This window comes from Acetobacterium malicum subsp. dehalogenans DSM 11527 (assembly GCF_000472665.1).
Classification (GTDB): Bacteria; Bacillota; Clostridia; order Eubacteriales; family Eubacteriaceae; genus Acetobacterium; species Acetobacterium malicum.
The window spans coordinates 21,484-42,289 of sequence record NZ_AXAC01000036.1 but is presented as its reverse complement, the minus strand read 5'-3'; the positions used below and the strand labels follow the sequence as shown (position 1 = coordinate 42,289).

22 protein-coding genes and 1 riboswitch are annotated in these 20,806 nt (G+C 42.9%); of the genes, 9 read left to right on the top strand and 13 right to left on the bottom strand.

Annotated elements, in window-relative coordinates; all coding sequences use genetic code 11:
• Positions 1 to 51: 51 nt before the first annotated feature.
• The gene (locus A3KS_RS0114180; protein WP_026395464.1) at positions 52 to 273 is read right to left on the bottom strand and encodes a FeoA family protein; all 222 of its coding nucleotides are present in this window, start codon (positions 271 to 273) and stop codon (positions 52 to 54) included.
• Between the two features lie 10 nt (positions 274 to 283).
• Positions 284 to 493, bottom strand: a complete 210-nt coding sequence (locus A3KS_RS0114175) for a FeoA family protein (protein ID WP_026395463.1) — start codon at positions 491 to 493, stop codon at positions 284 to 286.
• Positions 494 to 778: 285 nt separating this feature from the next.
• Between A3KS_RS0114175 and gshAB the strand changes: the two genes are divergently transcribed.
• The 4 genes from gshAB to A3KS_RS21395 all read left to right on the top strand — a co-directional run bounded on the left by gshAB (position 779) and on the right by A3KS_RS21395 (position 6,323).
• Positions 779 to 3,100, top strand: coding sequence for a bifunctional glutamate--cysteine ligase GshA/glutathione synthetase GshB (gene gshAB, locus A3KS_RS0114170; RefSeq protein WP_242834774.1), 2,322 nt, complete (start codon positions 779 to 781; stop codon positions 3,098 to 3,100).
• A gap of 164 nt (positions 3,101 to 3,264) precedes the next feature.
• Positions 3,265 to 5,064 carry an aldehyde ferredoxin oxidoreductase family protein gene (locus A3KS_RS0114165; protein WP_026395461.1) on the top strand — a complete coding sequence of 600 codons (1,800 nt, stop codon included), beginning with the start codon at positions 3,265 to 3,267 and terminating at the stop codon, positions 5,062 to 5,064.
• 51 nt (positions 5,065 to 5,115) lie between these two features.
• Positions 5,116 to 5,352: a MoaD/ThiS family protein gene (locus tag A3KS_RS0114160; RefSeq protein WP_026395460.1), complete on the top strand. Its 237-nt coding sequence runs from the start codon at positions 5,116 to 5,118 to the stop codon at positions 5,350 to 5,352.
• A 252-nt stretch (positions 5,353 to 5,604) separates the two neighbouring features.
• Positions 5,605 to 5,722, bottom strand: a riboswitch (molybdenum cofactor riboswitch).
• A 223-nt stretch (positions 5,723 to 5,945) separates the two neighbouring features.
• Positions 5,946 to 6,323 (top strand): arsenic metallochaperone ArsD family protein, encoded by a 378-nt coding sequence (locus A3KS_RS21395; RefSeq protein WP_051355900.1) that lies wholly within the window; start codon positions 5,946 to 5,948, stop codon positions 6,321 to 6,323.
• A gap of 97 nt (positions 6,324 to 6,420) precedes the next feature.
• Here A3KS_RS21395 and hisIE read toward each other — a convergent pair whose 3' ends face one another.
• The 9 genes from hisIE to A3KS_RS0114110 are packed head-to-tail and all read right to left on the bottom strand — an operon-like array spanning position 6,421 to position 14,000.
• Positions 6,421 to 7,041, bottom strand: coding sequence for a bifunctional phosphoribosyl-AMP cyclohydrolase/phosphoribosyl-ATP diphosphatase HisIE (gene hisIE, locus A3KS_RS0114150; protein ID WP_026395459.1), 621 nt, complete (start codon positions 7,039 to 7,041; stop codon positions 6,421 to 6,423).
• An 11-nt stretch (positions 7,042 to 7,052) separates the two neighbouring features.
• On the bottom strand, positions 7,053 to 7,811 hold the full coding sequence (gene hisF / locus A3KS_RS0114145) for an imidazole glycerol phosphate synthase subunit HisF (RefSeq protein WP_026395458.1): 759 nt from the start codon (positions 7,809 to 7,811) through the stop codon (positions 7,053 to 7,055).
• Complete coding sequence (hisA, locus tag A3KS_RS0114140) at positions 7,805 to 8,527, bottom strand: 1-(5-phosphoribosyl)-5-[(5-phosphoribosylamino)methylideneamino]imidazole-4-carboxamide isomerase (protein ID WP_026395457.1); 723 nt, start codon at positions 8,525 to 8,527, stop codon at positions 7,805 to 7,807. Before hisA ends, hisF begins: the two co-directional genes overlap by 7 nt.
• Entirely contained in the window at positions 8,524 to 9,132 is a 609-nt protein-coding gene (gene hisH, locus A3KS_RS0114135) for an imidazole glycerol phosphate synthase subunit HisH (protein ID WP_026395456.1), read from the bottom strand. The genes hisA and hisH overlap by 4 nt, the downstream gene beginning before the upstream one ends.
• A 14-nt stretch (positions 9,133 to 9,146) precedes the next feature.
• Positions 9,147 to 9,734 (bottom strand): imidazoleglycerol-phosphate dehydratase HisB, encoded by a 588-nt coding sequence (hisB, locus tag A3KS_RS0114130; protein WP_026395455.1) that lies wholly within the window; start codon positions 9,732 to 9,734, stop codon positions 9,147 to 9,149.
• Positions 9,724 to 10,788: a histidinol-phosphate transaminase gene (gene hisC / locus A3KS_RS0114125; RefSeq protein WP_026395454.1), complete on the bottom strand. Its 1,065-nt coding sequence runs from the start codon at positions 10,786 to 10,788 to the stop codon at positions 9,724 to 9,726. Before hisC ends, hisB begins: the two co-directional genes overlap by 11 nt.
• A complete protein-coding gene (gene hisD / locus A3KS_RS0114120) occupies positions 10,788 to 12,068 on the bottom strand; it encodes a histidinol dehydrogenase (protein ID WP_026395453.1) in 1,281 nt (426 codons plus the stop codon). Before hisD ends, hisC begins: the two co-directional genes overlap by 1 nt.
• Positions 12,069 to 12,122: 54 nt before the next feature.
• Positions 12,123 to 12,743: an ATP phosphoribosyltransferase gene (gene hisG / locus A3KS_RS0114115; RefSeq protein WP_026395452.1), complete on the bottom strand. Its 621-nt coding sequence runs from the start codon at positions 12,741 to 12,743 to the stop codon at positions 12,123 to 12,125.
• Positions 12,744 to 14,000, bottom strand: a complete 1,257-nt coding sequence (locus A3KS_RS0114110; RefSeq protein ID WP_026395451.1) for an ATP phosphoribosyltransferase regulatory subunit — start codon at positions 13,998 to 14,000, stop codon at positions 12,744 to 12,746.
• A gap of 442 nt (positions 14,001 to 14,442) precedes the next feature.
• On the opposite strand from A3KS_RS0114110, the gene A3KS_RS0114105 reads away from it, so the two are divergent.
• Both A3KS_RS0114105 and A3KS_RS0114100 read left to right on the top strand, forming a co-directional pair.
• Entirely contained in the window at positions 14,443 to 16,221 is a 1,779-nt protein-coding gene (locus A3KS_RS0114105; RefSeq protein WP_169727707.1) for a sensor domain-containing diguanylate cyclase, read from the top strand.
• A gap of 16 nt (positions 16,222 to 16,237) precedes the next feature.
• Complete coding sequence (locus A3KS_RS0114100) at positions 16,238 to 16,912, top strand: HAD hydrolase-like protein (protein WP_035356374.1); 675 nt, start codon at positions 16,238 to 16,240, stop codon at positions 16,910 to 16,912.
• A gap of 34 nt (positions 16,913 to 16,946) precedes the next feature.
• Here A3KS_RS0114100 and A3KS_RS0114095 read toward each other — a convergent pair whose 3' ends face one another.
• Positions 16,947 to 17,363, bottom strand: a complete 417-nt coding sequence (locus A3KS_RS0114095) for a hypothetical protein (RefSeq protein ID WP_026395448.1) — start codon at positions 17,361 to 17,363, stop codon at positions 16,947 to 16,949.
• Between the two features lie 200 nt (positions 17,364 to 17,563).
• Here A3KS_RS0114095 and A3KS_RS0114090 point away from each other — a divergent pair, with 200 nt between their 5' ends.
• From A3KS_RS0114090 to A3KS_RS23570, 3 genes are all read left to right on the top strand, one after another.
• Positions 17,564 to 18,940: a GntP family permease gene (locus A3KS_RS0114090; RefSeq protein ID WP_026395447.1), complete on the top strand. Its 1,377-nt coding sequence runs from the start codon at positions 17,564 to 17,566 to the stop codon at positions 18,938 to 18,940.
• A gap of 201 nt (positions 18,941 to 19,141) precedes the next feature.
• A complete protein-coding gene (locus tag A3KS_RS0114085) occupies positions 19,142 to 19,348 on the top strand; it encodes a YjfB family protein (protein WP_026395446.1) in 207 nt (68 codons plus the stop codon).
• Positions 19,349 to 19,533: 185 nt separating this feature from the next.
• A complete protein-coding gene (locus A3KS_RS23570) occupies positions 19,534 to 19,701 on the top strand; it encodes a hypothetical protein (RefSeq protein ID WP_156913297.1) in 168 nt (55 codons plus the stop codon).
• A 67-nt stretch (positions 19,702 to 19,768) separates the two neighbouring features.
• Here the strand turns inward: A3KS_RS23570 and A3KS_RS0114075 are convergent, their stop codons facing one another.
• Positions 19,769 to 20,527 (bottom strand): peptidylprolyl isomerase, encoded by a 759-nt coding sequence (locus A3KS_RS0114075; protein WP_026395445.1) that lies wholly within the window; start codon positions 20,525 to 20,527, stop codon positions 19,769 to 19,771.
• Positions 20,528 to 20,806 lie beyond the last annotated feature (279 nt).

Genomic DNA, 20,806 nt, shown 5'->3' with positions numbered 1-20,806 from the left:
CGGGCAAAAATTTAACAGCCATGGCTGTTAAATTATTTTTTTCGGTAGCGGTTAAAAAACTTCGATCAGCTCAGCATCGGCTTTACGAATGCTCAGTTCGTAACCAAGTACAGTGATTTCGATGGGGTCTCCCAGGGGTGCAACTTTTCTGACAATGACATCAACACCTTTGGTGATGCCCATATCCATGATCCGGCGTCGGATCGGGCCGGTGCCATGGAGTTTTACAACTTTAGTGGATTCTCCACATTTTACAGCTCTGAGTGTTTTCATGTTGATCTCCTTAAATTATAATGCGGTTGGCCATACTCTTATCGATGGCAACCCGGGTATCTTTAATATTTAAAATAATGTTGCCAGAAAGTTCAGATATGATCGTGACATCAGCTCCTTCAACAAAACCGAGGCTGGCCAGAAATTTGTGGGTGGTATCTTTACCGGTGATTTTTTTTATGTAATTTTTTTCTCCGGGTGTCGCCATTGATAGTAGCATGGTTTTCCTCCTGATTGGTTAGCATTAACTAACAAAGTGATTTCTAAAATTGAGTTAGCAATTCCTAACTCAATGAGTAAAGTCTAACATCATCTGTTTTATTTGTCAATACTTTAAGCAAATAAGTATTGCAATCGGGATAGAATGATCGTGATAGGGCGAAAATAATGATTATTCCCTAGCAATCAAAGGGAAATAGTTAGTTAGAATTAATCTTTTTTGTGGTATAATTAAAAAAATTTTGTACAGTTCAGACCGATTTATCTGTACAACAACGGAAAGGCTATGAGCATGATTGAAATATTAAAAAATAAAATGACACCAGAAAGTATTTTAACTGCAGGGTTTGGAGTAGAAAGAGAAGGACTCCGGGTGACACAACAGGGACGGCTTGCATTAACACCACATCCGCCGATTTTTGGCGATAAACTTAAAAATCCTTATATTACAACAGATTTCTCGGAAAGCCAAATTGAACTGGTTACACCGGTTTTTTATTCAGTAGACGAAACCTATGACTTTCTGGAAGCACTTACAGATATTGTCATTGGCGAGATTGGCGAGAATAATGAGTTATTTTGGCCATACTCGATGCCATGTAATATCCCAGATGACAAACAGATCCCGATTGCCTCTTATCAGGGGGAAGAAGGGAAAAAAGCAAGGGCATATCGCGAAAAACTGATGGTCAAGTATGGCGGCAAACGACAACTGATTTCTGGTATCCATTATAACTTTTCTTTTAGCGAGGATTTCTTGACAACACTCTGGCAGGAACTGGGTACGCAGGAAAGCTATAAAGAATTTAAAGATCGTATTTATTTAAAGGTCCTGCGCAACTTTTTGCGTTATCGCTGGTTGATCATCTATTTAATGGGCTGTACTCCCGGTCTTCATAATTCATACATTGAGGAATGCCTGCAATGTATGGGAGACTGTGGTAATGAAACCTATCTCAGCCCCGGCGGAACCTCCGCCCGCAATGGCAGTTGCAGCGGTTATAAAAATGAAATAGATCTTTACCCGGATTATAGTTCGATCAAAGATTATATCCGGAGCATCAATGAGTTTGTGGAACGGGGAGACATTTCTGAAGCGAAAGAATTGTATGCGCAGATCCGCTTAAAACCAAAAGATTATCGAAACGTACTGGACTCTTTAGAGAAAGAAGGCATCCAATATCTGGAAATACGAACCATCGATCTCAATGTTTTTGATAAATGCGGTATCGCAAAAATAGATCTGGAATTTATGAATATTTTTATGCTCTTTTTATTGTTGGAAGGAGAAGAGTTTTTTGATACCTGGCAGCAGGAAGCCCTTATTAATGAGGTCGCGGTGGCTGAACATGGGCTTGAGCCAGATTTGGAATTGCTGGATCATCGGCACTGGACGCTGAAAACGGCCTGGGCTGACGATATTCTGGAAAAGGTGGCTGAAGTTAATGAATACCTGGGTTTAAATCAGGAACAGTGTATTAAAGAAATGCAGAACCGGGTAAGACAACCGGAAACGACCTATGCTCACCGACTAAAATTATTAATGCAGGAAAATGGCTGTCTCGATGCCAATCTGGAAATGGCCAAAGCGTACAAAAAACAGTCTGACGCGGATCACTATCGTCTGAAAGGTTTTGAAAGCTGGGAAATGTCGACACAGATTTTAATCAAAGAGGCGCTGACCCGGGGAATAAAAGTGGTGCCCATGGATGCGGCTGACAATATTGTGCGTTTGGAGAAAAATGGTCACCGGGAATATGTTAAGCAGGCGACAAAGACCAGCGTTGATAATTATATTACGCCTTTGCTAATGGAGAATAAGGTTGTCACCAAAAAAATTCTGCAAGAAAATGGTCTACCAGTTCCAAATGGTGAAGAATACTTTTCTTTTCAGGAAGCAAAACAAAAATTGGCAAAATATGTAGGTGAAAAAGTTGTGATCAAGCCTAAGTCCACCAATTTTGGTTTGGGCATCTGTATTTTTGATCAGGGCGGCACCCTGGAGGAACTCTTTGAAGGCGCTCGGATTGCCTTTGAGCACGACGATACAATATTAATAGAAGATTATATCCCTGGCCTGGAATACCGTTTTTTAACGATGGGAGACGAGGTCGTGGCAGTCCTGCATCGCCGTCCCGCCAACGTGATTGGCGATGGGTCTTCCACCATCCAGCAACTTATTGATGAAAAAAACAAACATCCTTATCGGGGCGACGGCCATACCAGTCCGCTAAAAAAAATTGAGCTGGATGATCAGTCCCAGATGTTTCTAAAAAAACAGGGTCTGTCTAATCAGTCGGTACCCCCAAAAGAGGAAATGATATTTCTCCGGGGAAATTCCAATATCAGTACTGGTGGGGACAGTATTGACTTTACTGAAGAAATGCATCCCTATTTTTCTGAAATTGCCTTAAAGGCTGCCAAGGCTTTCGATGCGAAATTTTGTGGGATTGATATTATCTTAGCAGACTATCGCGATCCCGATTCAAACTACGGAATCATTGAGCTTAACTTTAATCCGATGATCGTCATGCATGCTTATCCTTATGCAGGTCAGGAACGAAGACTAGGTTATAACATCCTCAAAACTATCGGTCTGGTGGACTGATAAAATTTACGCTCGAAAATTGATCAAAAATTGCGCGATGAATCCTAAAACAGCTATAAATTTTTGCGCTTGTCATTATCTTTCCTTTATTCGATTGAATAAAAGGTAAAATTTGGGTATAATGATAGTGGTTACAAATAAATAAAATTTAGGAGGCGTACGAAATGTTTGGTTACATGGGAAAAATTTTACGTGTCAATTTGACGACCAATGAAGTGACAACTGAAGATCTGGATTTTGAGTTGGCAAAAAAATATATTGGTGGTCGTGGTTTAGGAACAAAGCTGTATATGGATGAGGTTGATCCGCAGGTTGATCCTTTTGCGGCAGAAAATAAGATCGTCTTTATCAATGGTCCGTTGTCGGGGACAGCGACTCCTACCGGTGGTCGGTATATGGTTGTTACAAAGTCACCGTTAACCGGCTGCATCGCTTCTTCAAACTCTGGTGGCGAGTGGGGTGCCTACCTGAAATATGCTGGCTATGATGCCATTATTGTTGAAGGTAAAGCTAGCCTGCCGGTTTACCTCAGTATCGATGAAGATAAGGTAGAAATTGTACCGGCTCTTGATCTATGGGGCAAAATGGTTTCCGAAACCAGTGATCTATTACAAGAAAAACAGCCAGGTTCCAAGGTTTTAACCATCGGCCCGGCTGGTGAAAAACTGTCTCAGATGGCAGCCATTATGAATGAAAAAGATCGAGCTGCTGGCCGTTCTGGTGTTGGTGCGGTAATGGGTTCCAAGAACTTGAAAGCCATTACCGTTAAAGGAAGTTTAAAACCAGAAATTGCCAGACCAGATGGCTTAAAGGCCGTTACTAAAGAATGCCGAACCTTATTAAAAGAAAATGGTGTTACTGGTGGTGGGCTACCAACTTACGGAACCGCCGTACTGGTTAATATTATCAATGAACATGGGGTTTACCCAACTAAAAACTTCCAGGGCGGCCAGGATCCGGATGCTGAAGCAGTCAGCGGCGAAACCTTGACCGAAAAATATCTGATCAAACGTAATCCCTGCCACCATTGTCCAATTGGTTGTGGTCGCTGGGTCAAAAGCGATAAGAGTCCTGATGGGATTGGCGGACCAGAATATGAAACCCTTTGGGTATTTGCCGGTGACCTCGGAATTGATGATATGGAAGTGGTTATCGATGCGAATTACTGGTGTAATGAACTGGGTATTGATACCATTTCAGCCGGCGCAACTTTAGCAGCTGCCATGGAATTATATCAACGTGGTTACATCACCGATGAAATGTTGGATGATGATGTGATCCTGAAATTCGGCAACGCTGATTCAGTTGTCCATTGGCTGAAAAAGATGGGTAATCGAGAAGGCTTTGGTGATTTACTGGCTCGTGGTTCTTACCGATTGGCTGATTTCTTTGGCGTTCCGGAATACTCAATGTCGGTTAAGAAACAAGACTTACCAGCTTATGACCCCCGTGGAATCCAGGGCATGGGTCTTCAATATGCAACCTCCAACCGTGGTGGATGCCATGTTCGTGGTTACCTGATTTCTCCTGAAATCCTGGGTTTACCAGAAAAATTGGATCGTTTTGATTTAGCTGGTAAAGAGGTTTGGGCAAAAGTATTCCAGGATCTGACCGCAGTTATCGACTCTACTGGCTTATGTCTGTTTACCTCATTTGCTCTGGGTGCTCAGCAATACGCTGATATGTTAAACGAGGTTCTGGGAACCGATTGGAGTGCCGAAGACGTTCTGTTAGCCGGCGAACGAATCTGGAATCTGGAAAAACTCTTTAACTTAGAAGCTGGTATTTCATCAGAAGAAGATACCTTACCACCGCGTTTTCTGGAGGAAGAAATGCCAGATGGACCGACAAAAGGTTGGGTCCATAAACTGGATGAATTACTGCCACTTTACTACAAAGAACGGGGCTGGGATGAAGATGGTATTCCAACGGAAGAACGTCTTGAAAAATTAGGTTTATTATAAAATAAATTTAAGGGACGATCTTTGATCGTCCCTTAAATTTTAGGAGGAACTATGGCAATCAAGATAAAATTATTTGCAAACTTTCGGGAAGGCCGAGGAAAGATCGTCGAAATGGACTATACACCTGGGATGACTGGCCAGGATGTCATTGACAGTCTGGGAATTACCGCACCGGAAATCGCTGCACTTATTGTCGATGGGGTTGACGGGAAGGTCGATGCGATGCTCGCTGTTCCTATTAAAGAGGATGGATACATGGCTATTTTTCCACCTGTTGCAGGAGGTTGATACCTAATATCGATAACAAAAGACAAGTCCTGAACCAGTAATGGCTATCAGGGCTTGTCTTCTGAATAATTAGTCTTAAAAAAAACCAAAACCGGTTGGTTAGTCCGGTTTTGGTGTCTAAAAGAAAGTGTCCTGATTAAATTATTTCGGTTACAAATAAATAAAATTCAGGGACGTTCAGGGAAAAAAAAGACCACTCCGGATGGAATGGCCTTTTTTTTCTGCACTAAAACAATGCAAAATGACAAGAAAATTATTCTGTCAAGCCCCTTTTCCACAATGGGAGACATAACCGTTTCCGGTCATACCCTACGGGTTTAAGTTCATAGCAGACGCCTTAGAAATCTTAAACTTCGGAGTATCTATATTATACATGATTAATAGTTTGAATGCAATAAAAATATCGGTTAGAATTAACATATTTGATAAAAGAAGGTTTTGTTAAACTAGCTGTAAAACATCTTAAGCGATTCACAATATAACTTGACAGAATCGAATAATTGGATTACTTTAGACCTATACTAATATGAAAGGTAGTTCATGTGAGTGCTGATTAATTTTAGTCGAAATAAAAATGAACTGAAGTGGAGAAAATGAAAACAATTGAGATATACGATCCGGAAATATGCAACACTGGCAATGGTTGTGGTTCAGGAGCAGATCGCGAAGCGTTAAGGATTAAAACGATGCTTCGGGCGTTAACAAGCGAAGGTAAAAATGTGCTGCGATATGGTTTGATTGAAAACCCGGATGTATTCGCCAGGAATAAAGAAGTCAGTGAGGTTGTTTCAAAAAACGGGACCAGTGAGTTGCCGATTACGGTGGTGGATGGTGAAATCAAACGAAAAGGCTCCTATCCATCAAATCTTGAATTAGCGACCTGGTCAGGGATGACCCAGGACGAACTGGTTGTGATGCTGATGAAAGCCAAAATGACCAATCGTAGTTTTTGCGGCGGTGATTGTTGTTAATTGGAGTAGTAGGGGGTGTGACAAGCGCCCCTTTTTTGTTTGGATAAAATTTTCTGAAAAAGCCGATTAAAGTTTATTTAATCGGCTTTAGGAAGACTTATTTATGTCGTTTAGTCAGTTCATGGAATAACGATTCCAAATCGATATTCTGGTTATTGAGCAATACCAGCAAGTGGTAGATCAGATCCGAAGCTTCATAAATAAGCTCTGCAGGATCATTGTTTTTAGCGGCAATAATTGTTTCAGCCGCTTCTTCGCCAATTTTTTTACAGATTTTATCTACGCCTTTTTCAAACAGGTAGTTGGTATAAGAACCGGCAAGAGGGTTTGTTTTACGGTCGGCAATGAGGTCATAAAGCATTGTTAAGATTTCCATATTACCCAGGTTGGCATCTTGATCAATGGCTAAACTGCGGTAGAAACAGGAAGTATTTCCGGTATGACAGGCTGGTCCGTTTGGATTTACCTGGAGCAGGAGCGTATCACCGTCGCAATCGTAGTTGATTTTAACCACTGCCTGAGTATTACCAGAGGTTTCGCCCTTTACCCACAAGGCCTGGCGGCTGCGACTGTAAAAGGTGGCTTTTTTAGTATCGAGGGTCAATTTTAAAGCTTCTTCGTTCATCCAGGCCATCATCAGCACCTGACGGGTTTCATAATCCTGAACGATGGCAGGAACTAATCCCGCTTCATTGTATTTTATGTTTTCTAAATCCATGTGTTACCTTTCTATACCCGTCTGACAGGTATTTGCTGATTGTGCAAATAATTCTTTAAATCAACAATGGGAATTTCTTTATAGTGAAAAACGGATGCCGCCAGTGCCGCATCGGCGCCCACTTTTAAGACTTCGGCAAAGTCTTCCATTTTTCCGGCCCCGCCGGAGGCAATAATCGGAATGGTCAGAAGACTGGAGAGTTTTTGGTTGAGCTCCAGATCATAGCCTTTTTTAACCCCATCGGTATCGATGGAGTTGATACAAATTTCTCCGGCTCCCAGGTCCTGACCCTGTTTTGCCCATTCAATGGCATCAATGCCGGTGTTTTCTCGGCCGCCTTTAACATAGACATCCCAGGAACCCTTATTATTGCGTTTGGCATCGATGGATAAAACCACACATTGGGCTCCAAAACGAAGGGCCGCTTCGCGGATCAACTGGGGGTTTTTAACGGCTGATGAATTAACGGAGACTTTATCAGCGCCGGCCATCAACACTTTTCGGAAATCTTCGACCTTGCTGATACCGCCTCCAATGGTAAAAGGAATACGAATTGCTTCAGCTACTTTTTCTACAATATGAATAAATATGTCCCGATCTTCATAACTGGCGGTGATATCGTAGAAAACCAGCTCATCGGCGCCCTGGTCAGAGTAGTACCGGCCCAGTTCGACCGGATCAGCGACATCCTGAATATCCTGAAATTTTTTACCTTTCACCACCCGGCCGTGATCCACGTCCAGACAGGGGATGATCCGTTTGGTCAGCATGATTTCAGCTCCTCTTGCAACAGTTTTTCCAGATCGATGGCTCCTTCATATAGGGCTTTTCCGGTAATGGCACCGTAAAGTCCCATTTCCTGAAGACGGATCAGGTCGGCCGATTTTGAGATACCGCCCGAAGCGATGATATCGATTTTCAGGTTGTCATTGAGCACCTTGAGCATCTCAAAATTAGGACCAGTCATCATGCCGTCTTTTGATATGTCGGTATAAACCAGTGTGGATAGACCCAGTTTTTCCAGGTTGCTGGCCAGTTCCAGGGCTTCAATGTTACTGCTTTCGACCCAGCCTTCGGTACAAACTAAACCATTTTTGGCGTCAATGGAGACGCAGACCTTTTCATCATAGAGATCCAGGAGTTTGACGATAAATTCAAAATCTTTGACGGCCTGGGTACCAATGATGATCCGGGCCACGCCACTGTCGATATAGTCTTTGGCGATTTCCAGGGTTCTTATGCCACCGCCCAATTCTACTGGGATATCCAGAGCGGTGACAATATCTTTAACCAGTTCCAGATTTTTCGGTTGACCGTCAAAGGCCCCATCCAGATCGACCAGATGCAGATACTGGGCACCTTTGGACTGCCACTTCAGGGCGACATCCACCGGGTTGTCAAAATAAATGGTTTCGGCATCCTTCTGCCCTTGCATCAGGCGGACACATTTGCCGTTTTTTAAATCGATGGCCGGAAACACAATCATGATATCATCTCCTTAAAGTTCGTTAGTAGTTGGAAGCCCACATTGGAGCTTTTTTCCGGATGAAACTGCATCCCAATGACGTTGTCCTTTTGAACAATCGCGGGTACCTTGACACTGTATTCCGCATAAGCCACCACATCATCAAAGCTGTCTGGTTTGGCATAGTAGGAATGGACAAAGTAGACATAGTCTTCTGTGCCGATGTTCTTGACCAATGGGCTGTCCCGGTTGATCACCAGATTGTTCCAGCCCATATGGGGGATTTTTATCCCGGGGGCGTTGAATTTGACAATTTCTCCAGGGATATAGGAGAGTCCGGAAAATTCACCGTCCTCATAGCTTTTATCAAAAAGCAGTTGCATACCGAGGCAGATGCCCATCAGGATCTTGCCTTTTTTTACATTATCATTAAGGGTGTCAATAAGATCAAATTTTCTGAGGTTGTCCATGGCGTCGGAGAAAGCTCCAACTCCTGGTAGAATGATGGCGTCAGCCGCATCCAGGACCTTTTTATCCCGGGTGATGGTGCCGGAAAGACCGACATCACCCAGGGCCGTATAGACATTTTTTAAATTTCCGACATCATAGTCGACAATTGCGATCAATGGTTGTCCTCCTGTTATTCTATTATTCCTTTAGTGGATGGAATTTCGGTGTTGCCAGCTTCGATCGTGCAGGCGTCTTTTAGTGTTCGGCCCAGCGATTTGAAAATTCCTTCCACAATATGGTGGTTGTTCTTGCCGTAGAGGGAAGCCACATGGAGGGTCATTTTGCTGTTGCTGGTGAAAGCGCTAAAGAACTCTTCCAGCATTTCAGTTTCAAAGTCACCAATGAATTCCCGGTTCAGGGGGACATCGAAAACAAGGTAACTGCGGCCGCTGATGTCCACACAGGTGCGGCACAGGGCCTCATCCATCGGGGTGAACTGGAAAGCATAGCGATTAATGCCAGCCTTGTCCCCCAACGCATCATAAAAGGCTTTTCCCAGTAGAATGCCAATGTCTTCAATGGCATGGTGGTTGTCAGCCTCGTCCCCATGGGCGTCGATGGTCAGATCAAATTTACCATGCTTGGTGAAGAGTGTCAGCATGTGATCAAAAAAACCAACGCCGGTGTTGATCTTGGCTATTCCAGACCCATCAATATTGAGTGAAAGCGAAATTTCGGTTTCGGTGGTGGACCGGCTTAATGTGCTTTTACGCTTCATTGTACACGACCTCCTTGATAATATCCAGAATCTTTTGGTTTTCCTGGGGTTTACCCATTGAAAAACGAATACTGCCGGGAGTTGCATCTGTTTCAATAAAGCGTTTGATCAGGATATTTCGTTTCAGGAGCGCTTGATAGATGGCTTCAGCCCGGTCGGTTTCAAAATAAATAAAATTGGCACCGGAAGGAAAAAGGGTCAGGCCAGGCATGGTTTCCAGCACACGCATGGCTTTTTGGCGCTCTGCCCTTAAAATTTCCAGATTTCGCAGGATTGCATCCCGGTTTTTCAAGGCGATGACGGCTAATTTTTGGGTCAGAACATTGAGGTTGTAGGGCCCTTTAACCTTGTAAAGAATATCGATAATCTCTTTGTTGCCCAGAGCATAGCCACAGCGGATGCCAGCCAGACCGAAGGCTTTGGACAAGGTTCGCAGCACCAGCAAGCGGGGATACTTATCCAGCAGATCAACACCAGATTCGCCAAAGAACTCGATATAGGCTTCGTCCAGGATCACCAGCGAAGGGACCGAATCCAAAATTTTGATAATATCTGTTCGACTAAAAATATAGCCAGTGGGGTTGTTAGGATTACAGATATAAAGCAGTTTCGCCTGATTCTGGCAGGCAGCCGCAATCATGCCCTCCACATCGGGAAGGTGACCTGGTAGGTCCGGTACCATCATATGCCGGGCGTTGGCAATGGTGGCCCAAATGTCGTACATTGAAAAGGAGGGCGAGTGGGAGACCACCACATCGCCGGGATCCACAAAGGCCTGGTTGATCATCGCAATCAGCTCATCAGAGCCGGAACCGCAGATAATGCCTTCGCCCGGGACACCGGTGTAGTCGGTAATGGCTTCAATCAGTTCCGGGAAACAGGCCTCTGGATAGCGGTTTAAATCGGTGTTACAGATGTCGACGCAAAACTTTCGTTTGAGCTGCATGGGAAAGTCATAAGGACTTTCATTGGCATTGACGATGATCTCAAACTGCGGGGCGTCCACCTTGTAGGCAATTAATTGCTGGATATTTTTTCTTATCAGTGATTCCATTAGTCTTCAAACCGCCTTTCAACTGCTTTGGCATGGGCGTCCAATCCTTCGGAACGGGCAAAGGCGGCAATCTTTGGATAGACTGATTGCAATGCGGCCTGATCATAGGAAAGAATGCTGGATTTTTTCAGATAGTCATAGACTCCCAGAGGTGAGGAGAATTTGGCCGTGCCGGAGGTCGGCAGGGTGTGGTTGGGTCCGGCAAAATAATCGCCCAGGGGTTCTGGGGTGTAGGCACCCATAAAGATGGCACCGGCATTTTTTACTTTTTCCAGCGAATCCATGGGGTGTTCGATCAAGAGTTCCAGATGTTCGGGAGCAATCTGATTGGACAGCTCAAAGGCTTCGTCGAGATCCTTGACAATAAAGACAAACCCATATTCATCCACTGATTTTTTGGCGATCTCTTTGCGGTTAAGGTCTTCACTGATCTGCCGGTAGACTTCTTCAATGACTTGCGTCCCTAGCGCTTCGGAGGTCGTTACCAGAATCGGCATCGCCAGTTCGTCGTGTTCGGCCTGCGATAGTAGGTCGGCAGCAGCATAAACCGGGTTGGCATTTTCATCGGCAATGATCAGCACCTCGCTGGGACCGGCAATCATATCGATATCAACCTTGCCAAAAACTTCTTTTTTAGCGGTGGCCACATAAATATTACCAGGACCGACAATTTTATTGACCGGTTTAATGGTTTCCGTGCCATAGGCCAGGGCAGCAACCGCTTGCGCACCGCCGATTTTATAAATTTCGTGGACGCCGGCGATTTTTGCGGCAGCCAGGATCGTGGGGTTGATTTTTCCATCCCGTCCCGGCGGAGTTACCATCACCAGGGACTTTACCCCGGCCACTAGCGCCGGTATGGCATCCATCAGCACGGTTGAGGGGTAGGTGGCCTTACCGCCAGGGACGTAGAGTCCTACCCGTTCAATCGGGGTGATGTGTTGACCCAGGATGACCCCGGGTTTGGGCGTGTAGGTCCAGGTTGTTTCCAACTGTTTTTCGTGAAAATCACGAATGTTCTGGGCCGCTTCCCGGATGATATCCAGAAGTTCAGCGGGCACCGCGGAAAAAGCTTCATCAATTTCTGCTTCAGTCACCTGCAAGTGGGTGAGGACACAGTGATCAAGGGCCTGAGTATAATACAAAAGGGCGGCATTGCCTTCTTTTTTTACCCCCTTGATAATTTCCAGAACGGCGTTGCGAATATCCTCCCGCTCATCTTCGTTGCGCTTCAATATGGTATCAAGATCCATGCCTAGTTTATAGATGATAGTTTTCATTTTATTCCTCTCGATTTTATTAAATAACCAGCTCTCGTCGATCGTCACGAATAACTACAACTGGTTTTCAAATGCCTTGATAATGGGGTCGATCATTTCCCTTTTAGTTTTCAGGCTGACTTGATTGACGATCAGTCGGGAGCTGATCTCGCAGATCTCAGCCAGGACCGATAGCCCGTTCTCTTTCAAGGTGCTGCCGCTTTCGACGATATCGACGATGCAATCAGCCAGACCAATCAGCGGGGCCAGCTCCACCGAGCCGTTAATTTTAATGATGTCCACCAGTTGGTTCTTGGTGTGGAAATAGTCTTTGGCAATGACCGGATATTTGGTGCCGACCACCATTTTTTTGCCATAGGGGATGGGGTGGTTTTCAAAGCCAGCCACACACATTTTGCATTTGCCGATATTCAGGTTGAGCATCTCATAAACCTGGGCTGGGTGTTCCAGTAGCACATCTTTACCGACAATCCCAATATCGGCGGCGCCTTTCTCCACATAGGTGGGAACATCCGGTGATTTTACCAGAAAAAACTCAATTGTACCGGTGGTGTCGGTAAAAATCAGTTTGCGACTTTTTTCCGAGTAGTCTTCAAAAATATAACCCAGATCGATTAACAGTTCAATCGCTTTTTTGGCGACACGGCCCTTGGCCAGGGCGAATCGGATTACCATTTACGCCACCTCGCATTCTGCATCGATTGCTTTGATTTCCGAGAATTTTCCATTATGTTCAGATAAGAGTTTGCCACCGGCCAGGAAGTACAACGCGGCATTTTTATAAAGAGCATTTGCCTGGAAAGACGACACCTGTGATTCTTTCGTCTCATTTAGCAGGAAAACTTCGGCAATGGATCCTCTAGATCGCAATTGCTCCGCTATTTTGTAGGCATCCGTTTTTTGTGGCTTTTCATAAAAAATCACATGGATCCTCTGGTCATCCCGGGGCAGCAGCTGGTGTTGCTCCATGTAATCAATCACTTTGAGCAGATCAATGGCAAAACCACAGGCAGGGCGGGGAATGCCGAATTTTTCTGATAAATGGTTGTAACGTCCGCCGCTGATCACCGGTTCGCCACAGCTGTTGATATAGCCTTTAAAGTTGATATCACTGTAATAGTTCATCTGATTGGTAAAACCAAGATCGAAACTCACATAGTCGGCCAGGCCAATGATTTCCAGATGGGCGTAGATTTCAGAGATTTTTTCGACGACCTGATGCATTTTATCATTGATACACAGGGCTTCCATCTGTTTTAAAACGGTTTTAGGCTCGCCATAGAGCAGTGGAAGTTTAAGAATGATGGCTTTTTTATCATCCGGCAAGGCCAGCTTTTCCAGATAGTCAGCGATATCGCCAATGTTCTTGTTTTCGATGTATTTGAACAGGGTTGCTTTTTCTTTATCAGAAAAGGCCAGGTCATCAAAAAGAAAATTGATGAATCCGACATGGCCCAGATCAATATGCACATCATTAATGCCGTTTTCCAATAAGGAACGGATGGCCAAGGCAATCACTTCGCCGTCGCATTCGGGGCTGTTGTTGCCAAAATATTCGATCCCAATTTGGGTGATTTCTTTCTTAATAATCTCCGGTGATGAAAAATTCCGATAGATGTTGGTCTCATAAGAAAATTTGATGACATCCTGAGAATTGGGATGGTTCATGGCGGCCATTCGGGTGACTGGCAACGTGGCATCCGGTTTCAGCACAAGGACCTTACCTTGATGATTCACCAGCTTGAAGAGATCGTCACTCGGTATGGAATCTTCATTTACGTATAGATCGTAGGTTTCAAAGGTGGGGGTGGAAATTTGATGATAGCCAAAGGACCGGTAAAGCGACATGAGCTTATGGTTAATTTGCTGCAAAGCAAAATAATCCTGATGTTGAATGTTTTCGAATCCGTCGATGGTATAATTGAAAAGCATGTGAACCTCCTTGTTCAAACATATACTTTATTACTGTAGTCTAGTGAAGTGATGAATCTATTGTAACATTATTTTTCAGTTTGTCAAAGCTTTTAAGATATTTTATTTTATTTTCTTCTGAGGATTTGTAAAAATATCGAATTCATTTTGACCTGAATCTAGATCGCTCCATAAGTCAAAAATGATCACTTAAGTATCAACCGTTTAATTTATTGTTTGTTTTTAAACAGGTTTTACAATTTCGAAAATAATAATGTTCAGCAATGGATTTTGTTGACAGTATGTATTATAATATATCTGTGAATTGAAGGCAAATATCCTGATGATCATCTTTCTATAGATATGATCGGGCAGGAAATGCCGATAACATGAGACATCAGAAAGTAAGGTGTTCGCTATGCTGAATGAAATAAATATTTTTTCAGGAGAGAAAATAATAACGATGGTAATTTTTGGAGCCATTGTTTTTTTTAGTATGGCTGGAGCAATAGCATATCATCTCGTAAAATTTAGAAGAAGGCGGGAAGAATGGGAACAGGCTGAAAGAATGTTTCAGGGTGTGTTCAACCAGGTAACGGACAGCATCGTCGTGGTTGATAAAGAAGGAATTATATATAAGGCAAACGAAACGTTTTTGAAATACCAGGGAAAGCCGGCAGATAAAATTATTGGCAAAAGTATCCAGCGTATTCCCATGGACTACATTTTTGAAGACGAACTGGATGAACTGAAAAAAGGAATTGCCGAAAAGGGTGTTTATGAAAGAGATATCAAATTTTTTCATAAAAGCGGCGAGATAATCCCAATTCATCTGGTATTCAAACCGTTGAAAATAAGCAAAAAAAAGGGACAAGAAAAGACCTATATGGTCGTAACCGGTACGGATTTGAAAAAAACCTATGAGAAGGATGAGTATATCAGTCAGCAGAAAGAAGAGCTTCTGGAAATCCAACATCTTGCCCATTTGGGCTACTGGGAAATGAATTATTTAACAAAAAAAATATACTGGTCGAGGGAACTTTATAGTATACTGGGCTATGAAGAAGGGGAAGTAGAACCGAACCTTGATATTATCTACTGGATGGCCTACGAGGACGATCAGAACCGGGTGTGGAAAGCTTTTTTGCGGGCATTTCAAGCACAGGAAAAGGTTGATACCCATTACCGGATTAAAAATAACCGGGGCGAAATCAGGGATATTTATTTGCGAATCCGACATTATTTTACGAAAGATAACGAGCATCTGCGAACCATCGGGATTCTTCAGGATGTCACCAAACAGGTTGATTTGCGCGAAGAACTGAATGCCCAAGTTGTTTTTACTGATAAGGTGCTTAATAACAGCAGGCTCTTGTTTATTGAATTCAACAGTAGTTTTGAAGTCAGAAGCATTAACCATGTAGTACAGCAACTAAGTGGGATTGCCTATGACGATGTTGAGAATAAAAACTTGCGGGATATTTTCGGAAATCTCAATCGGGCGCATCGAAAATTTGTCAATGAAAATTTAAACTTCAAAAGACCATTGCCATTCAAGGATTACAAAGGAAACATCCATTATATCCAGTGGGATCATGCGACTTTTTCCAGAAGAGACGGGGAAAGTACGAATATATTGCTTGGGATTGACGTCAGTGAAACCATTGAAAAACGAAAAGCACTTGAAGCTGCTTTTGTTCAGGATCCAGTGACCAAACTGCCCAATCGTTATAAATTGGAACAGGTTTTGGACAACTATTTTAACAAAAGTGGGATCAATTCCGAAAGGTATCTGGCTTTGATTTTTATACATGTTGAGGGGATTCATGCAGTCGGGGATGCTTTCGGTCAGGATATTGAAGATCAGCTGATGCGGTCTTTAAGTGAGCGGTTGTATGGTGCCATTGGAAAATATGGGCTCTTTGTCCGTCGTTATACGGATCAGTTTGTTTTGTTTTATCCTTGTGATGCCAGCATAAAAATAATAATGGAAATTTGTCAGTTAGTGGCCAAATTGCTGGAAAGCCCCTTTATCATTGAGGAGAGATCAATTACTCTGAGAAACCATATCGGGATTTCCAAATACCCGGACCATGCCAACACCAAAGAGGATCTGATCCGTTTTGGCAGTGCGGCCATGCATGAAGCTCAACGATTGGATTTGGATTATTATTTCTATCACGAATCTTTAGGAAAAAAGTTAAAAAGTAAAGTGAATGGATATGAACTAAACAACAACTAAATTAGAGGAGTCATCTATGACCTATAAATGTGTGGTTTTCGATTTTGACGGTACCCTTGCGGATACCGAAGAGAAAGCCTTTAATATATACAATGAACTGGCGACAAAGTATAAATACAGCACCGTGACCATGGAAGAATTACAGCATATTAAGAATCTCCATGTCAAAGAAATCAAAGAAATTGTGGACATTCCCTTTTACCAATTTCCCCGAGCGCTTCGGGATGGACAAAAGATGATGCGAAAGGAATCAACCGAAATTCATGCTTTTGCAGCAGATATTCACGATTTTTTTACGGCGCTGAGAAAGGAAACCAACCATATTGGAATTCTCACTTCAAATATAAAAAAAACGGTTTCTGATTTTCTGACAACCTATGATATCAGTCATGAGATCGAATTTATTATGTGTTCGGCGCTCTTATCCAAGTCAAAAAAAATCAAAAAAGTTCTGCGAAAACATGACATTAGACCAGGCGAGATGCTCTATGTCGGGGACGAGGTTCGTGACATCGAAGCCTGTCATAAGGTTGGGGTGGATGTGGTCGCGGTGAACTGGGGATATAATACCCCCTCGGCACTTGAAAAGTGCAAGCCCACTTTTATGATTGACAACATATGGGACGTTATTGAGATTGTCAGAACAAAAAATAAACCCTCAATTAGATCAGACTTCTACCAGAAGGACTGAAGAAATAAGGGTATTTTAATCGTGCCACTGTGTTTTATGGTGTGATCAGACGGTATTGGCTGGGGGTTTTTGATACCAGCACAGAGACATTCATATCGCTGTTGATTTCATCAACTAAGGCGGCGATGGATTCGTCATCGGCACCATAAATCACGCAGTTTAAGGTCGTTTCATCGACAATAAAAGCCCCAACATAATAATAACCATTTGATACTGTAATGGTGACACCACTGACATGGCTTAACAGTTTCATTTTAATTATTTCAATGGCTTCCTGGGTATCCATAACCTGTTTGCCAGTACCCACATCATTCAGTCCAATGAGGAGTTCATAGCGGTCGCTGGATTCCAGACCCAGCTGATCAGATTTTTTTTCAGCTGAAGAGATACAGCCGGACAGCGTTACAATACAGAGGATAAGAACACCTATTAAATACAGTTTCTTTTTCAAAGTTATTCTCCTTAACTATTTTTGACACTTATTGCATTTTTCAATCATAACATATTTTGATGGCAAAAGAAATGCTGATTAAAATGAATGATCCGTTATTTTAGGTAAACTTCCTCAGAATTATAAATTAAAAAGAGAAAAAGAAGTGCCCATCTTTTAGATCAATTCAATTGCTGATAAAATCAATAAAGGGGAATTTTATGACCGGTTTAGCTTTGATGATTACATTTGTGATCGCAATAAGTTTGATGATTTTGGCCATTTCCAGATGGGGAGTACATCCCTTTCTAGCGATTATGGGCGTTTCATTGTTGCTTGCACTAATAGTAGGGTTGCCACTTGCTGAGATTCCCGGAATTTTGGGGTCCGGTTTTGCAGGAATTTTCACAAGCATCGGGATCGTAATTATTCTAGGTGCATTAATTGGGCTGATACTGGAAAAAACAGGAGCCGCGATTAAACTGGCAGACATGGTAGTAAAGGTGATTGGCCCCAAAAACCCGGAGCTGGCTTTAATGATAATGGGATGGATTGTGGCAGTACCGGTTTTCTGTGACAGCGGGTTTGTGATCTTGAATCCAATTCGCAAGGCAATGTGCGCGAAAATCAGAAACTCATCAGTGGCCATGACCGTAGCCTTATCGGCAGGGCTTTATACGGCCCATGTTTTTATTCCACCAACACCGGGACCAATTGCTGCAGCAGGATCCCTGGGTGTTGGTAATAATCTGCTACTGGTCATCGGTGTGGGCACCCTGGTTTCTGTACCAACTTTGATTGCCGCTCTGATATTTGCCAAATTTATTGGTAGAAAAGTGCGTTCGCGGGATGAAGTGGGGGATTTGGATTATCAAAAGAGTGTTACGGAACTGGTTGCCGAGTATGGTGAAATACCTGGCGGTTTAGCTTCGCTTTCTCCCATTCTAGTACCCATTTTGCTGATGGCGCTGGGGTCACTTACCAGTTTGCTTGCTATTGCCGGAATGCCGGGACAGCTTTTGATTTTTTTAGGGACGCCGATGATTGCCTTGACGGTTGGCTTGCTATGTGCCTTGGGCCTGTTAATTTCAACAAAGAAGATGGCTGATTTTTATGAGTTGACTAATGAAACCTTAAAGGTAGTGGGACCGATCCTTTTTGTCACAGCTGCTGGCGGGGTTTTAGGTAAGGTAATTGTAGCCGCCGGCTTTGTTGACTTTATTGAAGTAAATGCGCGTTTCATTTCCCAGGCCGGGATCTTTTTTCCGTTTTTAATTGCGGCCATCTTAAAAACCGCGCAAGGATCTTCAACCGTCGCAATGACAACCACAGCAGGAATTATGGGAATCTACTCAGATCCCACCTCGATGATGTCAGCGTTAGGTTTGACCAGCCCGATGGCAGCGACTCTGACTGTACTAGCTATTGGTGCGGGGGGAATGACTGTATCCCATGCAAATGACAGTTACTTTTGGGTGGTGACAAACTTTGGCGGCATGGAGGCCCAGGATGGCTATAAAACGCAGACCCTATTGACCCTCATTATGGGGGCGACAGCGATGGCCGCAATTTTTATCCTGGCAAAAATACTTATATAATCAAAATCTGTAGATTCCCTATCAATTAATCGATGATTAAAGGATTATTTCTGAAATTGTGATATAATGTTTAAGTAAATACAAATTAATACGATAACAAATATAGGTATGTTCTGCACTTAATAAACGGCAGAGATTAAATTTGATGGAGTTGATTCATGAAAGAGTACATGGATCACCCGCAAGAAAGGTGGAATAAACATGGATATTGCAGCACTTTCGATGGGAATGAGTCAAATGCAGGTCGCTCAACAGGCCAGTATATCGGTGATGAAGATGGCCATGGAGACTGGGACCGAGCAAATGGCGGATATGGTGGCAATGGTGGAAACAGCATCGCCGGCAGCAGCTGTAGCAGGTCCCGCACCGGACCCCAATATTGGCCAGTTGTTGGATATCTCGGTTTAAAAAGGATCCAGCCGGATAAAGTGTACCGGCTGGATTTTTTCAGCGGTTTAACAGATTTTTAAAAACCGGAAATCTCAAATTTTGTTAAAAATGCTGTGACGAGGTGTACGATAGACCTCGTGATTTAAAAGTAAAAATAAGGGTACAAATCAGATTATAAAATAAAGTAAACTGGAGGAAATAAAATGTGTTGTAATAAGAATGAAGACAGCCAATGCTGCGTAATGGCTCACAAGGATAAAATTGTCCCTTGCGCCTTAGTTGCACTCACAATTGCCTTTACGATTGCCGGGTTCATCATCGGTCACCGATTTATTGGCAAAGGGTGTTGTAAAAATCAGGACGAAGAATAGAAAGAAAAACGGAACGGCCAGAGTATCAAAAAAGACCGAAGCATAGAAATTGCTTCGGTCTTTTTTGTTATAGGGTACTTGTTTCCATTTTAACTGGATATTTTTGTTTGAGGTCTTCGACCTTGCCGATAAATGCTTTGTTCTGTTTTTCACGCAGTAAGTAATTGCGGGCATTCTCCTTGACGGCATCAAAGGGAATCGTTTGAGCAATCTTGCGGTCGGTCAGCTTGATAATATGGAAACCAAATTGGGTTTGCACAGGCAGTTCAGTCATTTCATCAATTTCCAGTGCAAAGGCAGCCGTTTCAAATTCGGGAACCATCTGGCCTTTGGAAAAATAGCTCAAATCTCCACCTTTTTCGTTGGAAGGACAAATGGAATACTCTCTTGCCGCTGCTTCAAAGGATTTGCCGTTTTTGATTTCGTCAATAATGGTTACAGCTTGTTCCTCGTTGGGTAAAAGAATATGGCTGGCACGAATGCTGTCTGGAGCAATGAACTGATTAGGGTTTTCATCATAGAATTTCTGAACTTCTTCATCCGGCACGGCGATGTCCATCATGAATTTTGCAATCATATGGGTTTTAAGAAGTTTTTCTTCGGCATCAATGAGCATTTTTTGAAACTCTTCGCTTTCATCGACCTTTGCTTCTTTACCTTCTAAATAAAAAAGTTCCTGGGCAATGAGTTCTTCCAGTAATTGACGTCGTCCTTCTTTTGAAGTAAACTGATTCGCCTGTTCCTGGGGTAATTGTTTTATTAAGGCATCTAAATCCGCGGTGTAAATCGTTTTACCAGCCACGGAAGCCAAAGGTGTTTTTTCCATAATAGTCTCCTTTTGGTCCAAATTAATTTATTATCCTAAAATCATAGCCTTTCAAGTGATTTTTGTCAATATGTAGAGTGATAAAGGATTAGACACGAATCTTTTTAATAATAGTCCGATAAGTTCTGTTCAATAGCGGATTAAAGACGATTTATCAAGAGTGAATGAAGTAGAAAAATTAAGTAAAGCTTAACGATTCCGAATAAGCCTAACCTTTTATTGACAATAATGGCACATGGAGCTATACTAATAACAAGTAGTTAGGTAAGCACTAACTAA

Bases quoted from the DNA above. Each gene is read 5' to 3' on its own strand.
- hisIE (WP_026395459.1), bottom strand. From the start codon at position 7,041: ATGGATTTAGAAAACATAAAATACAATGAAGCGGGATTAGTTCCTGCC.
- A3KS_RS0114085 (WP_026395446.1), top strand. From the start codon at position 19,142: ATGGATATTGCAGCACTTTCGATGGGAATGAGTCAAATGCAGGTCGCT.
- A3KS_RS0114180 (WP_026395464.1), bottom strand. From the start codon at position 273: ATGAAAACACTCAGAGCTGTAAAATGTGGAGAATCCACTAAAGTTGTA.
- A3KS_RS0114100 (WP_035356374.1), top strand. From the start codon at position 16,238: ATGACCTATAAATGTGTGGTTTTCGATTTTGACGGTACCCTTGCGGAT.
- hisF (WP_026395458.1), bottom strand. From the start codon at position 7,811: ATGCTGACCAAACGGATCATCCCCTGTCTGGACGTGGATCACGGCCGG.
- hisA (WP_026395457.1), bottom strand. From the start codon at position 8,527: ATGATTGTGTTTCCGGCCATCGATTTAAAAAACGGCAAATGTGTCCGC.
- A3KS_RS0114175 (WP_026395463.1), bottom strand. From the start codon at position 493: ATGCTACTATCAATGGCGACACCCGGAGAAAAAAATTACATAAAAAAA.
- hisC (WP_026395454.1), bottom strand. From the start codon at position 10,788: ATGGAATCACTGATAAGAAAAAATATCCAGCAATTAATTGCCTACAAG.
- A3KS_RS0114165 (WP_026395461.1), top strand. From the start codon at position 3,265: ATGTTTGGTTACATGGGAAAAATTTTACGTGTCAATTTGACGACCAAT.
- hisB (WP_026395455.1), bottom strand. From the start codon at position 9,734: ATGAAGCGTAAAAGCACATTAAGCCGGTCCACCACCGAAACCGAAATT.
- A3KS_RS0114105 (WP_169727707.1), top strand. From the start codon at position 14,443: ATGGTAATTTTTGGAGCCATTGTTTTTTTTAGTATGGCTGGAGCAATA.
- hisD (WP_026395453.1), bottom strand. From the start codon at position 12,068: ATGAAAACTATCATCTATAAACTAGGCATGGATCTTGATACCATATTG.
- A3KS_RS0114075 (WP_026395445.1), bottom strand. From the start codon at position 20,527: ATGGAAAAAACACCTTTGGCTTCCGTGGCTGGTAAAACGATTTACACC.
- A3KS_RS23570 (WP_156913297.1), top strand. From the start codon at position 19,534: ATGTGTTGTAATAAGAATGAAGACAGCCAATGCTGCGTAATGGCTCAC.
- gshAB (WP_242834774.1), top strand. From the start codon at position 779: ATGAGCATGATTGAAATATTAAAAAATAAAATGACACCAGAAAGTATT.
- hisG (WP_026395452.1), bottom strand. From the start codon at position 12,743: ATGGTAATCCGATTCGCCCTGGCCAAGGGCCGTGTCGCCAAAAAAGCG.
- A3KS_RS0114160 (WP_026395460.1), top strand. From the start codon at position 5,116: ATGGCAATCAAGATAAAATTATTTGCAAACTTTCGGGAAGGCCGAGGA.
- A3KS_RS0114090 (WP_026395447.1), top strand. From the start codon at position 17,564: ATGACCGGTTTAGCTTTGATGATTACATTTGTGATCGCAATAAGTTTG.
- A3KS_RS0114110 (WP_026395451.1), bottom strand. From the start codon at position 14,000: ATGCTTTTCAATTATACCATCGACGGATTCGAAAACATTCAACATCAG.
- A3KS_RS21395 (WP_051355900.1), top strand. From the start codon at position 5,946: ATGAAAACAATTGAGATATACGATCCGGAAATATGCAACACTGGCAAT.